We start from the raw sequence: 14,805 nt of genomic DNA, 5'->3' as shown, positions 1-14,805 counted from the left end.
AGCCGGCGGGTTTCGCTCGGCGGGATGCGGGACGGTATCATGGCGCATGTGAGCTGGGGAGCGAACGGCACCGCGGGAGCGATGCTGCTGGCGATTATGGCGGCGGCGGCCGTGCAGGCTTCGGCCCAGACCTATTCGTCCGGCCAGCGGATCCAGGTGTCGCCCCGCGTCATCCAGCTGCCGGTCATTCCGCAGGGCAATTATCTTGATCCCGGTCCCGGCCCCGCGATCCGCCCCGACGTGAAGATCGGCAACGACCGCAACAACGACTACGTGTTCCCGCCGGATCTTTCGGGCGGCTACGGCTCCGGCCCGCCCGGCGATCCGACCGTCAACGGCCAGTGGAGCCCGCTCGACGGCGACACGCCAAGCTTCTGAAGCCATCCTGACTTCTGACGTCGTCCCGACTTCTGACGGGCGCCGATCCCTCCCGGTGGCGCGCTCTCCATTTCCTGTTGGGTGCGCATGGCCGGGCTCGTCCCGGCCATTTGCGTTTGGCCGGAGCGGTCGCCTGGCGTACCCCGACACCATAAGGCGCACAAAAGAAAACGGCGGGGCCTGGCCCCGCCGTTCGCATCGAGATCGAAACGTTCCGCGCGCGATCAGCGCTTGGAGAACTGGAACGAACGACGGGCCTTGGCGCGGCCGTACTTCTTGCGCTCGACCACGCGGCTGTCGCGGGTGATGAAGCCACCCTTCTTGAGGGGAGTGCGCAGCTCGGGCTCGTAATAGGTGAGCGCCTTGGAGATGCCGTGGCGCACTGCGCCGGCCTGGCCGGAGAGGCCGCCGCCGGAGACGGTGCACACCACGTCGTACTGGCCTTCACGCGCAGCCGCCTGGAAGGGCTGGTTGATCATGAGGCGCAGCACGGGACGGGCGAAATACACCTCGATGTCCCGGTCGTTGACGGTGACCTTGCCGGTGCCGGGGCGAACCCACACGCGGGCCACCGCGTTCTTGCGCTTGCCGGTGGCATAGGCGCGGCCGAACTTGTCCAGCTTCTGGACATGCACGGGGGCTTCGGGCTGGACGGCGGCAACGCTGGCCGCGCCGAGAGCGTCGAGGGACTGGAGAACCTCGGCCATGTCAGTTCCTCACGTTCTTGCGGTTGAGCGCCGCCACGTCGAGGGCGACCGGCTGCTGGGCCTCGTGCGGGTGGGACGGGCCCTTGTAGACACGCAGGTTGCCCATGATCTTGCGACCCAGCGGGCCGCGGGCGAGCATGCGCTCCACCGCCTTCTCGATGACGCGCTCCGGGAAGCGGCCTTCGAGCACGAACTTCGCGGTGCGTTCCTTGATGCCGCCCGGGAAGCCGGTATGATGGTAATAGACCTTCTGGTCCTTCTTGCGGCCGGTGAACACCGCCTTCTCCGCGTTCACTACGACGATGTTGTCGCCGCAATCCACGTGGGGGGTGTAGATGGGCAGATGCTTGCCCTTCAGGCGCATGGCAATGATGGTCGCGAGCCGGCCTACGACGAGGCCACTGGCGTCAATCACCACCCACTTTTTTTCGATTTCGGCAGGCTTGGCCGAATACGTCTTCATGGGATGCTTCCGAATAAGAAGGCCGGTCGCGACGGCCTTGCGGCCAATCGCGATCCGGCGATGAACGGCTTCTAGTGGAGCCCCGCGCATCCGTCAATGTTTCGGAGGCGTTAAAACATGATGAAAAACAATAAGTTATAAAAATGGTGCGATAACACCATCAAAAAACGACCTATAATCCCATGGCCTTGCCCGCTCTTGCGCCCCTATCTCGCGGCGCGGCCCAGGGCATCCATTCGGCTGAGCCAGCGCCGGCGCTTTGCCTCCCCCGCCGCCTCGACGCCGCCGAGCACCGTGGCCCGCACCGGCGAAAAGCCCACAAAGCCCAGGATGTTGCGTGTCAGCGCCGCGAGGCCAGCTTCCAGATACCACAGCCGGAAGATGAGCCCCGGCATGCCCATGGTCACCACCACCCGGGCGGATCGGCCCTCCAGCAGCATGCGCGTGCCGCCATCCTCCAGATAATCGAAGGCGAAGCCGGGCCGCAGCAGCTGTTCCAGAAAACCCTTGAGCACCGCCGGCATGCCACCGAGCCAGAGCGGGAAGAAGACGGCCACGTGCTCGGCCTCCACCAGCGCCGCGCGGGCGGGGGACAGGGCATGGAGCGGCGGGGCATGGCGGAAATCGTGCTGGCTGCGCAGCAGCGGCACATCGAGCCCACCCACCTCCACCCGCAGCACCGTGTGGCCGGCCGCCTCAGCGCCGGCCGCGTAGGCGTCCGCCAGCGCGTGGCACAGATGGCCGCCGCCGGGGTCGGGATGCCCCTGAATGATCAGGATGGTCGCCATGGCCGCCTCTTCCTTTGAGCCACCCCTGGAGCAGGTTCCAGCGAGATTGCGTCGCAATCCGATCGGAACGTCCGTCTCTAGCGGGTCGGGACCGCGGCGTCCTTGACCGGGATCAGGCTTCCGGCCGATCGGGGATGGAATAGGTGGCGACGCAATGGGCGACGAGGTCGTCGCTGCCCGGCCCCCTCAGCCCCACCTCGCCGACGGCAAGGCGCTTGCCGAGCTTGATCAGCTTCGCGTCGGCGAACATGGGCCCCGGCGCCGGCTTGCGCAGGAAATTGATGGAGAGGTTGGTGGTCACGGCAAGTCCCACCGGCCCGATCTGGCCCAGCAGGGCCACATAGATGGCCACGTCCGCCAGCGCCATCATGGCCGGGCCGGAAACCGTGCCGCCGGGGCGCAGGTGGCTCTCGTCCGCATCAAGGCGGACGGTGGCGACGTTGCGGCCCACGCTTTCCACATGGTGCGGCTTGCCCGGGCCGAATGCCTGGGGAAACTCCAGCGTGAGGAAGGCTTGCAACTCCTTCACCGACATCACCGCACCGCGCGCCGCGTCCATGCCATTCATCTCCTGTCCGGGAATGCGTTTGTGACCGGCTCGCGCCGCTCGGTTCCTGTGAATAGGATAGGACCTTGAAGGTCAAACAGAAGAGAGCGCAAACCCATGTTGGCTGAACCATCGGCCCACCCCGTCGCCGGCGCGGCGTCTGCGGTCGTGAAGACAAGCTGTGAGAACGGGGTCGCGACGCTGACGCTGGCGCGGCCGGACGCACGCAACAGCCTCTCCGAGGCGATGATGGCGGCGCTCACCTCCGCCCTTGCCGCCGTCGCGGTTGATGCTTCCGTGCGGGCCGTGGTGCTGGCCGCGGAAGGTCCGGTCTATTCCGCCGGCCACGATTTGAAGGAGATCCAGGCCCATCGCGGCGACGCCGATCGGGGCCGGGCCTATTTCGAGGATGTGCTGAAGCGCTGCGCCACGCTGATGACGGCCATCGTCCGCCTGCCCCAGCCGGTCATCGCCGCCGTGGAAGGCATGGCGACCGCCGCCGGCTGCCAGCTGGTGGCCAGCTGCGACCTCGCCGTGGCCGGGGAGAAGGCGCGCTTCTGCACGCCGGGCGTGAACATCGGCCTGTTCTGCCACACCCCCATGGTGGCGCTCTCGCGCAACCTGATGCGCAAGCACGCCATGGAAATGCTGCTGCTGGGCGAATGGGTGGAGGCGGAGGAGGCGCGCCGCATGGGCCTCGTCAACCGCGTGGTGCCGGCCGGCGAGGCGCTGTCCGCGGCGCAGGCCCTCGCCCGCCGCATCGCCGAAAAGTCCCAGGTGCCGGTGAAGCTCGGCAAGGCCGCCTTCTACGCCCAGTTGGAGATGGGTCTCGACGACGCCTATGCCCATGCCTCCCGCGTGATGGCCGAGAACATGCTGGCCCGCGACGCCGACGAAGGCATCTCCGCGGTACTCGCAAAGCGTGCACCCAGCTGGGAGGACTGCTAAGAAAAACCCGGTGCTTCAGCACCACCGGGCGCCGCAGGGGGCGGATCATGAAACTGCGCTGGCAAGGGCAGGGGTTTTTCGAGCAACCTCATGCCTTCACCTATCTTCTGATCGCGGCGAACGTTTTGGTGTTCGCCCTCATGCTCTCCCGCAACGGCGGCGTCGTGCCACCGCCTGTCGAATTCTGGAAAGCGGGCGCGCTTGATCCCCTGGTCGTCGCTCGGGGAGAGTACTGGCGCCTTGTGACCTACGGCTTCCTGCATGCCGGAGTTTTGCACCTTGCCGCCAACATGCTGTGCCTTGCCTTGTGGGGTGGCCACCTCGAAAAGCGCATGGGGGCAACCTATTTCCTGATCATCTATGCGCTATCCATCGTGGTCGGCGGCCTTGTGAGCGGGGCTTCGCATCAGGGCGCGAAAGTCCTCACAGTGGGGGCCTCGGGGGCGACCTCGGGCATTCTCGGAGCATTGTTCTGCCTCTGGATTCTCGGCAAGATCGAGCTGTCCGCGAGCTTCTTCGTCGCCAATATCGGCCTTAATATTCTGCTGGCCGTGAGTGCTCGGCAGATTGACTGGGGCGCGCATCTGGGCGGCTTCACCGCCGGCCTTGTCGCCTGCGCCGTTATCGATCTTGTGGAGCGGGCCAATGGGCAATGGCTGCGTTGCAAGTTCCCCGAGCCGGTGAAGCTCAATCTGTTGGTGCTGGTTTTCGCCTCAGTGGCGCTCGCCCCCGCTCTGCCAGCTCTTTCCGAGACCGGTCCGAGAGTGGCGGAGGTGGTTGCCGGCGTTCTCGTCTTCGCCCTTGTGATCAAGGGGGTGGACGTGCTGCTCAGCATGCGTCATGGCCTCGCCATCGCTCCATTCGGTCTTGCCCTGTTGAATGCTGTCGTCGTGCTTGCTCTGGTCGACCTTCGGGTCGATGCGATTTGCCCCGCACTTTCTGTCAGCCCGTCCGCGCTGGATGCGGTATGCGGCCATCGTGGTCTGGCAGCGGTGGTGGCGGCCCTCATCGTCCTGTTCGGCTCTCTCGCGTTCTCCCGCAAGACCATTGAGAGGGGGATTCGAGACCTCGGTTTTCAGGCCGCTGCCATGAGGGGCGAACGAAGCCGCAAGGCGGGGCTTTGACAGTCTCGTTTACCAACCATCAACCATAATCCGCTCAACTTGATGCAGGCTGGTGCGACTCGCGCCGCCAGCGTGGGGCCGTTCCGGCCGGGGTGCTCACACCTCCGGCCGGAGAAACGGTCCCTGCCTCGAAGGTTCGGGACGGTCCGGGGCGGCTTGTGGGCTGCGACGGGTCCGGCTCCGGGGAGAGCGGCCCAATGGTGCACACGGACGTGGCGCACACGGATGTGGCTGAGGCCCGCGCCGCAGGGTGGGCGGACGCTCGCGCATGGCGCCCCGGCCTCTGGCAGGTGGCGTGGCTCGCGTTTCTCCTGGCCGTTGTCGCAAGCTTCTTCCCGCTCCAGTTCACCGCCACCACCACCATCGCCTTCGATGTGGGCACCCAGCCGCCCGCCGCCGCCGCGCGGGGCGTGGCCCAGGTGCTCGCCTCCCGCGAGCTTGCCTATGACGCCGCCCGCCGCCTGGCCCCCGATGACCGCGCGCGGCTGGCCGTCGGCCTCTGGCGCCAGCTCGGCGGCGCCCGCGCGGAGGCGCAGGAGCGTCCGGAAGAGGTGCGCGCGGCCTGGCGGCTGCTCGACGATCTTGCCGTCACCACCATCAACGGCGGGCGCGGCCTGAGCCTGTCCCTGTCGGCGCCGACGCCGGGGCTGGCCCTGCGCGCGGCGGAGGCCTACGTGGCCGCCTTCCTCGCCCTGGACGCGACGACGCGCGTTGCCACCGACGATCTCGCGGTCCTGCCTACTGTCTTGCCCACTGTCTTGCCCGCCGTGCGGCGGGGGGAGCCGGCGCGCGTCGCGTTCCTGCCCGATCCGCCGCGGCCGCTGGCGCTCGGGCTGCTGCTGGCGGCCGCCCTGACATTGCTGATCGCCCAGCGCAATGCCGCCGCCGCACCCGAAGCCCAAGGTCCGCTGAACGGCACCGACCTGCCGCTGGAACTCAAGGGCAGCCATCGCATCGCCTGGCTTGGCGGGCCGGAGGGCGGGCTTCAGATCGAGCCGGCGGTGGCCCGCCTCGCCGTCCAGCTGACGCGGTCCGGCGCATCGCCCCTCGTCATTCTCAGCTCCGACGACCTGCCGGAGGCCTCGGCCGCCATCGCCATCGCCCTCGCCCGGCGACTGTCGGAGGAGGCGCGCGTGGCGCTGGTGGCACTCGACGGCGGCTCCAGGTGCCTGGCCTCGCTGGTTCCCGATTCCTTCGCTCCGGGTATGTCCGAATTGCTGTTCGGTGTCGCCGGCTTCGGCGAGACCATCCATCGTGATGCCCGCTCCCGCGCCCATGTGATCCCGCCCGGACGCGATGCGCGCGCCGGATCGTTCGTGGTGGGGGCCGAGCGCCTCGCTTTGGTGCTGGGGGCGCTGAAGCGCACCTATGACTATGTGGTGGTCGCTGCGCCGAGCCTGTCCGGCGCTGACGGCGGCGCCAGGCTGGCCGCCCTCGATCCGCTGGTGGTGTGCCTGACGGCGGACACCGCCCCCTCCACCGCGGCGGTGGAAAGCTTCGACGCGCTGGCACAGCAGCGCTTCGCCCGGGTGGTGATGCTGTGCCTTGCCGTGCCGCAGGATGGAGGCGACGAGACCGAAGGCGACGCGTCGCCGTTGCCGACCCTCGACGCCCTGGCCGCGCCCCTGCGCCACCGCGACGCGCCGCTGCGCTATGCCGGCGCCGCGTAAGGCTGCAACCATAACCATAGCCGGCGAATAATTTTATTAAGCCAGCTAATCATCTAACCTCAAGCACCCACGCCCCTAATGCTGCTATGCAGCATATTGGCGGGATGAGATTCACAGATCACTTAAGCAAAGTGCAATAATGTATTGAGATAAAATGCTATTTTAATTTCAGACCTTTCGGTCCGGTCGCTCCATCCAGCGGATCAACAGGCCGGCGGGGATGACCCAGAGCGCACCCAGCAGGGTGTAGGAGATCAACTGCAGGAACCAGCCAAGCTGGGTTACCCGCCCCTGGGCGAGGGCCATGGCGGACAGCGCCCAGAACACCACCAGCAGGAGCAAGAGCACCGTGCCGATGAGCTTGCGGATGCGTTGGGGCATGGACCTCGTCTCCCTCGTCTCGCCGCCGCAGGGCGGTGCGCGCCCATGGGCATGCGGCACCCGCGCCCTTGCGCGCCATATGCGCCCTCTATAACGGATCGGACCCAAGGGGCCAGAGCACGTTCCCGCCAAGGCGCCTGTCCTGCCGGCGGAATATGCGATCATTGGTCTTGCGCGCATCGCGGGATCGCCGACGGATCGGCCTGGCCGAGCCCTGCTCCAGCCCCCGCGATGGCACAGAAGCTGAGGGACACATGCCGCACGTCGAGGCCATCACGCTCCCCCGCGACCGCCGCGGCCCCGGTCTGGCCGGCGTGCGCCTGTGGCTTTATGCCGTCGCCGCGCTCGTCATCGCCATGGTGGTGGTGGGCGGCGCGACGCGTCTCACCGAATCGGGCCTCTCCATCACCGAGTGGAAGCCCGTCACCGGCGCCCTGCCCCCGCTCTCGCAGGCGGACTGGCAGGCCGAGTTCGACAAGTACCAAACCATTCCCCAATACGAGATCCTCAACAAGGGGATGGGGCTGGAAGCCTTCAAGCAGATCTACTGGTGGGAATGGGGCCACCGCCTGCTCGGCCGCGTCATCGGCTTCGCCTTCCTGCTGCCCTTCCTCTGGTTCGCCTGGCGCGGCGTGCTGCGCGGAAAGCTGTTGGCCAAATGCCTCGTCCTGTTCGTCCTGGGTGGCCTTCAGGGCGCGGTCGGCTGGTGGATGGTGGCGTCGGGGCTGACCGCGCGGGTCTCGGTGAGCCAATACCGCCTCGCCGTGCACCTGACGTTGGCCTGCATCATCCTGTCCGCCATCGTCGCGGTCGCGCGCTCTTTGTCGCCCGAACCGCGTCAGGTGGTGAGTGGGCGCATGCGGGCCACCGCGTGGGCGCTGGTCGTGCTGGTGCTGGTGCAGATCTTCGCTGGCGGGCTGGTGGCCGGGCTCGATGCCGGCATGGCCTTCAATACCTGGCCGCTCATGGATGGCCATCTCATTCCCCCCGCGGCCCAGTTGGCGGCGGCGGAGCCGTTCTGGCGCAACCTGTTCGAGAATGCGCTGACGGTGCAGTTCAACCACCGCATGATCGCCTATGCCCTATGGACGCTGGCACTGCTCCATGCCCTCGACGCACGGCGAGCGGGAGGTGCGGCGGCACAACGGGCGTGGGTGCTGTTCGCCCTCGTCACCGCGCAGGCGATGCTGGGTGTCCTGACGCTGATCCATCAGGTGCCCATCGATCTCGCGCTGGCCCACCAATTCGGTGCCACCCTGGTGCTGGTGGTGGCCACGCTGCATCTGGGCGGGCTGTCCTCCGGGCGGACCGAGGCCGCAGCGCCGAAGCTTCGGCTGGTGAAGGGATAGGATCGGGAAGGTTCTGATTTATTTCAGGGCTTTAGCCGAATCCATTCAAGTTGATTCGTCCTGTGAGGACTTGGCGCCAAGCCTCAGGCCATCAAGGCGGCGACCACCGGGGCCATGAGCACGTTGAACAACCCCGCCAGCACCATCACCAAGCCGGCTATGGACCCCTCTTCCCCGCCGATCTGGTGGGCGCGGGCAACGCCGGCGCCGTGGGCACCCATGCCGAACAGGGCGCCGCGCGCCAGCGACGAGCGCAGCGGCATCAGCTTCATCACCAGCTCCCCGAGCGCCGCGCCGCAGATGCCGGTGACGATGACGAACACCGCCGTGAGGTCCGGCAATCCGCCGATGTCGCTGGACACGCTCATGGCGAAGGGCGTGGAGGTGGAGCGCGGCATCAGGCTGAGCTGGAGAGTGTGCGACAGGCCCAGCAGGTCCGCCAGCAGGAAGGCCGTGGACATGGCCAGCGTGGAGCCCACCAGCACGCCCACCAGCAGCACCGGCCACTGGCGGCGAATAAGCGCGCGCTGCTCATAGATGGGAATGGCGAAGGCCACCGTCGCCGGCCCCATCATCAGCACCAGCCAGTGGGTGCCGCGGATATAGTCCGCATAGCCGGTGTGAAGGCTGAGGGCGACGATGCCCACCGCCACCGGGGTGAGCAGCAGCGGCGAGGTCCACCAGAAGCGCCAGCGCCGGGCGACGAGCCGGGCCGCCGCATAGCAGCCGATGGTAACCGCCGACCAGAACAGCGCGGCGAACAGCGGATCACGCAGCATGGCCCGCCTCCGGCGCCGCCAAGCGCATACGCCAGCGGTAGCACAGGTCCACCGCCAGGGCAGTGCCGCCCATGACCGTGACGGTGCCGGCGAGGATCACCGCGGCGATCTTGAGGCCCACAAGGCCCATCAGTTCGCCATGGTCGAGGATTGCCATCACCGCCGGCACGAAGAACAGCAGCATTTCGGCCAACAACCAGCCGGCGCCGCGCCGCACCACGGCGGGCCGGATGTGGCCGGTGCCGAGCAGGGTCAACACCACCACCATGCCGACGATGCCGCCAGGCAGAGGCAGGTGGGTGAGCCGCACGGTCGCTTCCCCGACCGCCCAGAAGCCGGCGAGAACCGCGATCTGAAGGATCATGCTGCGATGCAGCGTAACACCCATGCTGCGCAGCATGTTGCGCAACATGGGCCAACGGGACAAGGAATGTGAAGATATGGGGGCAAACATGGGAGCAGACACCGTTCGGCACCGGAAGTGCCATTGCCGGCAACATAGTATGCAATGCAGTATGATGAAAATGAATTGACTGAATTAAGTCCATTCCATATTGGAATAGGAATGGAACTCCGCACGCTCCGGGTCTTCGTCGAGGTGGTGCGCCAGGGAGGCTTCTCTCCGGCCGCCAAGGCGCTGTTTTCCACCCAGCCCACCGTCTCCAAGGCGGTGAAGCAGCTGGAAGACGAACTGGGCGTGCCCTTGCTCGACCGCATCGGCCATCGCAGCCAGCTCACGGCGGCGGGCGAGATCGTCTATCGCCGCGCCCTCACCTTGCTGGCGGAGCGCGAGGGCCTGGTGGCCGAGCTGGACGACCTTCGCGGCTTGAGGCGCGGCAGCCTGCGCCTCGGTCTGCCGCCGCTGGGCGCCAGCACCCTCTTCGCGCCGCTGTTCGCCATCTTCCGCGCGCGCTACCCGGGCATCGAGATCCGCCTCACCGAGCACGGCTCGAAGCGGCTGGAGGAGATGCTGCTGGAAGGCGAGGTGGAACTCGCCGGCTCGCTCATTCCGGTGCGTGACGTCTTCGAGGCGCAACCGGTGCGGCGCGAACCCCTCATGGCGGTGCTGCCGAAGGCGCACCCGCTGGCCGGGGCGGAAAGCACCGGCATTGCGGCGCTGGCGTCCTCCCCCTTCATCCTGTTCGAGGGCGGCTTCGCCCTCAATCAGGTGCTGGAGGACGCTTGCGCCCGCAACGGCTTCGCCCCGCAGGTGGCGGCGCGCAGTGGCCAGATCGATTTCATCGTGGAACTGGCGGGGGCGGGCCTCGGCATCGCCTTCCTGCCCCGCACCATCGCCGAGCAACGGGCAACGCCCTCCGTCGCCCTCACCCGGCTCGACGAGCCGGGGACGCAATGGCAGATGGCCATCGTCTGGCGGCAGGGCAGCTACCTGTCCCACGCCGCGCGCGCGTGGCTGGAGCTGACGCGCGAGGTCTATGGCGCCGAAGGCTCCGGCTGAGAGTGCCCCCTCAGACCTTCGCCAGCGCCTGTTCCAGGTCGCCGATGATGTCGGCCACGTCCTCGATGCCCACCGACAGGCGCACCACCTGCGGCCCGGCGCCGGCCACCACCTTGGCCTCGTCCGTCAGCTGGCGATGGGTGGTGGAGGCCGGGTGGATGATGAGGGAGCGCGTGTCGCCGATATTGGCAAGGTGGGAGAACAGCTCCACGCTCGACACCAGCTTCACGCCCGCCTCGTAGCCGCCCTTGAGGCCGAAGGTGAAGACCGCACCGGCCCCCTTGGGCAGATACTGCTTGGCCAGGGCATGGTAGCGGTCGCTCGCAAGGCCGGGATAGCTCACCCATTCCACCTTGGGATGGGCGGCGAGATATTCGGCCACCTTCTGTGCATTCTCGCTGTGCCGCTGCATGCGCAGCCCCAGCGTCTCGATGCCGGTCAGGATGAGGAAGGCGTTGAAGGGCGAAAGCGCCGGGCCCAGATCGCGCAGGCCCAGCACCCGGGCGGCGATGGCGAAGGCGAAATTGCCGAAGGTCTCGTGCAGCACCATGCCGGAATATTCCGGCCGCGGCTTGGACAGGAACGGATAGCGGTCGGTGGCGGACCAGTCGAAGGTGCCCGCGTCCACGATCACGCCACCGATGGAATTGCCGTGTCCGCCCAGGAACTTGGTGGCCGAATGCACGACGATGTCGGCGCCGTGCTTGATGGGCTGCCACAGGTAGGGCGTCGCCAGCGTGTTGTCGACGATGAGCGGCACGCCCGCCTTCTTCGCCACCGCCGAGATGGCGGCGATATCGGTGACCACGCCGCCCGGATTGGCGATGCTCTCGGTGAAGATGGCCTTGGTCTTCGCCGTCACCGCCTTCTCGAAGGAGGAGATGTCGTCCGGATCGGCCCACACCACGTTCCAGCCGAAGCTCTTGAAGGCGTGGTTGAACTGGTTGATGGAGCCGCCGTAGAGCTTGCGGGAGGCGATGAATTCATCCCCCGGCGTCAGCAGCGTATGGAACACGAGGTGCTGCGCCGCATGGCCCGAGGCCACCGCCAGCGCCGCCTTCCAGCGCCGCCACCCGCTCTTCCAGCACCGCATTGGTGGGATTGGTGATGCGGGAATAGATGTTGCCGAAGGTCTGGAGGCCGAACAGGGCCGCGGCGTGGTCCACGTCGTCGAAGACGAAGGAGGTGGTCTGGTAGATGGGGGTCGCCCGTGCGCCCGTGGTGGGGTCCGGCTGCGCCCCGGCATGGATGGCGAGGGTGGCAAAGCCCGGCTCGTGCGGCGCGCTGGTCTCGTCGGTCATAAGCGCTGTCTCCCAGTGGCATGACGCCGATCCGTGATAGTCGGCGTGGATTTTTATTTAATACAGTAAATCGACTATTTTTATGAACTTTTAGGTCCGCGCGGTGCGATGGAAAGCCGCTGCACGCCCTGCCCCAGGCGCAGCGGCTTGCGGGAAGAGATGGTGCGGGAATTCACCCCGGTCCAGCCGATCTCGCCGGAGAGGCGGCCGTATTCGATCTTGGGGCAGCGGTTCATCACCACCTTGAGCCCCGCGGCCTCGGCCTTGGCGGCGGCCTCGTCGTTGCGCACGCCGAGCTGGGTCCACAGCACCTTGGGCAGCGGATCGAGCTTGAGAACCTCGGCCACCACCGCCGGCACATGCTCCGGCGCGCGGAACACGTCCACCATGTCGATGGGCTCGGGCACGTCGGCCAGCGTGGCGACGAAGGTGAGGCCCGCCACCGTCTTGCCCGCCTGCCCCGGATTGACCGGGAACACGCGATAGCCGCGCTCGGACAGGTATTTCATGACGAAATAGGACGGCCGGGCCGCATTGGCGCTGGCACCCACGATGGCGATGGTCCGCACCTCGGACAGGATGGCGCGGATATAGGTATCGTCGTAGCGGTCGTGGTTCACCGGGCGCGTCCTCTTGAAGTCAGGGCTGGCTTTTCGCCTTGGAGAACAAAGTGAAGAAATTCCGCGTGGTGGCCTGCGCAAAGTCCTCGAACGCCTCGCCCCGCGCCTGCGCCAGCACCTTGGCGGTCTCGCGCACGAAGGAGGGCTCGTTGCGCTTGCCGCGGTAGGGCGTCGGCGCGAGGAAGGGCGAATCGGTCTCCACCAGGATGCGGTCGGCCGGGACGCTGGCCGCGATGGCGCGCAAATCCTCGCTCTTCTTGAAGGTCACCACGCCGGAAAACGAGATGTATCCCCCCAGCGCCAGCGCCCGGCGCGCCAGGTCCGGCCCCGCCGTGAAGCAGTGGAGCAGGAAGGGGAAGGCGCCCTTCGCGCTCTCCTCCTCCAGGATGGCCGCCACATCTTCGTCCGCCTCGCGGGCGTGGATGACCAGGGGCAGGCCGGTCTCCCGCGCCGCCGCGATATGGGTGCGGAAGCCCTGCTCCTGTGCGGCGCGGGGGCTGGTGTCGTAGTGATAGTCGAGCCCCGCCTCGCCGATGGCCACCACCTTGGGATGGCGGGAAAGGGCCACGATCTCGCCCAGCGTCACGTCCAGTTCTTCCGCCGCCTGATGCGGATGGGTGCCGACCGAGCAGGAGACCTGATCGAATCGCTCGGCGATGGCGAGGATCTGCGGAAACTGCCGCACCCGCGTGGAGATGGTGACGAGATGGGATACCCCGGCCGCACCGGCGCGGCCCACCACGTCTGGCAGTTCGGCGGCGAAATCGGGAAAATCGAGATGGCAATGGCTGTCGACGAGCATGGCATTCACATTCGAAAGGTCGGCTTCACATAAGCGCATCCCCCCGCCGCGTCGAGGTGGGGCGAGTGATGCGAGGGGCCTCGCTCAGGCGCCGCGCGCTTGATACCCACGGCTTCCGGCGTTGACGGAGCGCGCGGCTTCGGCCTTTGTGCGGGCGTTGCCGCAACGGGTCCCGATCATGCCATCGCCTGCCCCCGCCTTCCGCCCCGCCCTCGCCCGGCTCGCCGATTATTCCGCCGCCTGGGCGGTGGCCGCGCTTGTCGTGGGCGTCGCGCTGCTTTCCTGGAGCGCGCAGGTCTCCATCCCCATCCAGCCGGTGCCCATCACGTTGCAGAGCTATGTGCTGATCACCCTTGCCGCGCTCATGGGGTGGCAGTTCGGCGGCTTGACCGTGGCGATCTACCTGTTTGCCGGGCTCATGGGCCTGCCGGTGTTTTCCGGCGGACGCAGCGGGCTTGGGATGCTCACCGGGCCGTCGGGTGGCTTCATCGTCGGCTTCCTGCTCACGGCGCTACTGGTGGGCTGGTTGCAGGAAAACTGGGCGCGGCTGAAGCCATTGCCCCTGTTCGGGGTTCTGGCCCTCGGCCATCTGCTGCTGATGGTGGTCGGCGCCGGCTGGCTCGCCACCAAGGTCGGGGCGGCGGCGGCGCTGGAAAAGGGCTTCCTGCCCTTCATTCCCGGCGCCGTGGTGAAGACGGTGGCGGCGCTTGCCACCGTCATCCTCGTCGAGCGCCTCTCGGGGACCGGGCGGCCGCGCTGAGGCGCACCCTTCAGTGGGGCCGCCGGCCCAGATGCCGGATGAGGGTGAGCGCCTCCTCCGGCGGTCGCTGCTCGATGCGCCGGTAGCGTCGACCGTCCGGTGTGCGCCAGAGGCGGCCGGTGTCGAACAGGCAACGGCGCAGCAGCGCCGGATCATCGAACAGATGCCAGTCCCGCAGCAAAGCGTTCACTTGCGCCTCGTTGAAGGTCTCGCCTGCCGGAATGCGTGACCACAGCACCCACAGGCACAGGCTGCGGCGGCTGTCCTTGGCTGGCCAGCGCGCCAGCCGGCCGGTGCCGTCGAAGTGCTTGGCGGCATGCTCGACCCGCTTCAGGTCCACCGGCTCGGGGGGAGCCGGCTGGCTGGCGAGGCGCGCCTCGGCGGCATGGTTGGCGCGGAAATGCTGGAAATTGCGATAGCCGGCGGAGCGCGCCAGCATGTTTAAAAGCTCGACGTGGCCGGGCGTCTTCTCGCTGGCGGCAAGCTCGCGACCCAGCGCGCGGGCAAGCCCGGCAACATCGTGTGTCGCGAATGGAAATGCGGTTCTGGACATGACCTATCCCTCAGGTGCCGAGGTTTTCAGTCGTTGGTCGCTGGCTTACGACGCGGCACGGGATAAGTGTCTGCCGACGGAAAATGGCAGGTTTAGCTCCCCTTTCGGGGCAGCGACGCCTCGGTGAACTGCCGACCGGGGGCGCTTGTACACGCACCTGCCCCGCCCCGGCAAGG

General features: G+C 67.4%; 17 protein-coding genes and 1 pseudogene. 7 read left to right on the top strand and 11 right to left on the bottom strand.

Annotation, left to right across the window (positions count from 1 at the left end; translation table 11 throughout):
* Positions 1 to 39: 39 nt before the first annotated feature.
* Entirely contained in the window at positions 40 to 378 is a 339-nt protein-coding gene (locus V5F48_RS07515) for a hypothetical protein (protein ID WP_012116316.1), read from the top strand.
* 224 nt (positions 379 to 602) lie between these two features.
* Here V5F48_RS07515 and rpsI read toward each other — a convergent pair whose 3' ends face one another.
* The 4 genes from rpsI to V5F48_RS07495 form a co-directional block, all read right to left on the bottom strand.
* Positions 603 to 1,085 carry a 30S ribosomal protein S9 gene (rpsI, locus tag V5F48_RS07510; RefSeq protein ID WP_394258198.1) on the bottom strand — a complete coding sequence of 161 codons (483 nt, stop codon included), beginning with the start codon at positions 1,083 to 1,085 and terminating at the stop codon, positions 603 to 605.
* Between the two features lies 1 nt (position 1,086).
* Positions 1,087 to 1,548, bottom strand: a complete 462-nt coding sequence (gene rplM, locus V5F48_RS07505; protein ID WP_012116314.1) for a 50S ribosomal protein L13 — start codon at positions 1,546 to 1,548, stop codon at positions 1,087 to 1,089.
* A 206-nt stretch (positions 1,549 to 1,754) separates the two neighbouring features.
* The gene (locus V5F48_RS07500) at positions 1,755 to 2,336 is read right to left on the bottom strand and encodes an NAD(P)H-dependent oxidoreductase (RefSeq protein WP_394258197.1); all 582 of its coding nucleotides are present in this window, start codon (positions 2,334 to 2,336) and stop codon (positions 1,755 to 1,757) included.
* Between the two features lie 112 nt (positions 2,337 to 2,448).
* Positions 2,449 to 2,895 carry a PaaI family thioesterase gene (locus V5F48_RS07495; protein ID WP_394258196.1) on the bottom strand — a complete coding sequence of 149 codons (447 nt, stop codon included), beginning with the start codon at positions 2,893 to 2,895 and terminating at the stop codon, positions 2,449 to 2,451.
* Between the two features lie 105 nt (positions 2,896 to 3,000).
* On the opposite strand from V5F48_RS07495, the gene V5F48_RS07490 reads away from it, so the two are divergent.
* The 3 genes from V5F48_RS07490 to V5F48_RS07480 all read left to right on the top strand — a co-directional run bounded on the left by V5F48_RS07490 (position 3,001) and on the right by V5F48_RS07480 (position 6,625).
* Positions 3,001 to 3,831, top strand: a complete 831-nt coding sequence (locus V5F48_RS07490) for an enoyl-CoA hydratase (protein WP_394258195.1) — start codon at positions 3,001 to 3,003, stop codon at positions 3,829 to 3,831.
* A 47-nt stretch (positions 3,832 to 3,878) separates the two neighbouring features.
* Positions 3,879 to 4,955: a rhomboid family intramembrane serine protease gene (locus V5F48_RS07485; RefSeq protein WP_394258194.1), complete on the top strand. Its 1,077-nt coding sequence runs from the start codon at positions 3,879 to 3,881 to the stop codon at positions 4,953 to 4,955.
* Positions 4,956 to 5,152: 197 nt separating this feature from the next.
* A complete protein-coding gene (locus V5F48_RS07480; protein WP_394258193.1) occupies positions 5,153 to 6,625 on the top strand; it encodes a hypothetical protein in 1,473 nt (490 codons plus the stop codon).
* Positions 6,626 to 6,793: 168 nt separating this feature from the next.
* On the opposite strand, the gene V5F48_RS07475 is transcribed toward V5F48_RS07480, so the two are convergent.
* A complete protein-coding gene (locus V5F48_RS07475; RefSeq protein ID WP_394258192.1) occupies positions 6,794 to 7,006 on the bottom strand; it encodes a DUF2842 domain-containing protein in 213 nt (70 codons plus the stop codon).
* Positions 7,007 to 7,260: 254 nt separating this feature from the next.
* Here V5F48_RS07475 and V5F48_RS07470 point away from each other — a divergent pair, with 254 nt between their 5' ends.
* Positions 7,261 to 8,355, top strand: a complete 1,095-nt coding sequence (locus tag V5F48_RS07470; protein ID WP_394258191.1) for a COX15/CtaA family protein — start codon at positions 7,261 to 7,263, stop codon at positions 8,353 to 8,355.
* Between the two features lie 83 nt (positions 8,356 to 8,438).
* On the opposite strand, the gene V5F48_RS07465 is transcribed toward V5F48_RS07470, so the two are convergent.
* Together V5F48_RS07465 and V5F48_RS07460 are read right to left on the bottom strand one after the other, a co-directional pair.
* Positions 8,439 to 9,134: an LrgB family protein gene (locus tag V5F48_RS07465; protein WP_394110720.1), complete on the bottom strand. Its 696-nt coding sequence runs from the start codon at positions 9,132 to 9,134 to the stop codon at positions 8,439 to 8,441.
* Positions 9,124 to 9,546 carry a CidA/LrgA family protein gene (locus V5F48_RS07460; protein WP_394258190.1) on the bottom strand — a complete coding sequence of 141 codons (423 nt, stop codon included), beginning with the start codon at positions 9,544 to 9,546 and terminating at the stop codon, positions 9,124 to 9,126. Before V5F48_RS07460 ends, V5F48_RS07465 begins: the two co-directional genes overlap by 11 nt.
* Before the next feature lie 153 nt (positions 9,547 to 9,699).
* Here V5F48_RS07460 and V5F48_RS07455 point away from each other — a divergent pair, with 153 nt between their 5' ends.
* Positions 9,700 to 10,593, top strand: a complete 894-nt coding sequence (locus tag V5F48_RS07455) for a LysR family transcriptional regulator (protein ID WP_394258189.1) — start codon at positions 9,700 to 9,702, stop codon at positions 10,591 to 10,593.
* A gap of 10 nt (positions 10,594 to 10,603) precedes the next feature.
* On the opposite strand, the pseudogene V5F48_RS07450 reads toward V5F48_RS07455, so the two are convergent.
* From V5F48_RS07450 to V5F48_RS07440, 3 genes and pseudogenes are all read right to left on the bottom strand, one after another.
* A pseudogene (locus tag V5F48_RS07450) lies at positions 10,604 to 11,894 on the bottom strand (O-acetylhomoserine aminocarboxypropyltransferase).
* 80 nt (positions 11,895 to 11,974) lie between these two features.
* Positions 11,975 to 12,514, bottom strand: coding sequence for a CoA-binding protein (locus V5F48_RS07445; protein ID WP_394258188.1), 540 nt, complete (start codon positions 12,512 to 12,514; stop codon positions 11,975 to 11,977).
* Positions 12,515 to 12,533: 19 nt separating this feature from the next.
* Positions 12,534 to 13,316 carry a TatD family hydrolase gene (locus V5F48_RS07440; RefSeq protein ID WP_394258187.1) on the bottom strand — a complete coding sequence of 261 codons (783 nt, stop codon included), beginning with the start codon at positions 13,314 to 13,316 and terminating at the stop codon, positions 12,534 to 12,536.
* A gap of 178 nt (positions 13,317 to 13,494) precedes the next feature.
* Between V5F48_RS07440 and V5F48_RS07435 the strand changes: the two genes are divergently transcribed.
* Complete coding sequence (locus tag V5F48_RS07435) at positions 13,495 to 14,076, top strand: biotin transporter BioY (RefSeq protein WP_394258186.1); 582 nt, start codon at positions 13,495 to 13,497, stop codon at positions 14,074 to 14,076.
* A 10-nt stretch (positions 14,077 to 14,086) separates the two neighbouring features.
* On the opposite strand, the gene V5F48_RS07430 is transcribed toward V5F48_RS07435, so the two are convergent.
* Positions 14,087 to 14,629: a DUF2087 domain-containing protein gene (locus V5F48_RS07430; RefSeq protein WP_394258185.1), complete on the bottom strand. Its 543-nt coding sequence runs from the start codon at positions 14,627 to 14,629 to the stop codon at positions 14,087 to 14,089.
* Between the last annotated feature and the right edge of the window lie 176 nt (positions 14,630 to 14,805).

The organism is Xanthobacter autotrophicus ATCC 700552 (assembly GCF_043194565.1).
GTDB classification, from domain to species: Bacteria; Pseudomonadota; Alphaproteobacteria; order Rhizobiales; family Xanthobacteraceae; genus Xanthobacter; species Xanthobacter autotrophicus_F.
The sequence above is the reverse complement of the archived record's forward strand: the minus strand, read 5'-3'. Positions and strand labels throughout refer to the sequence as shown.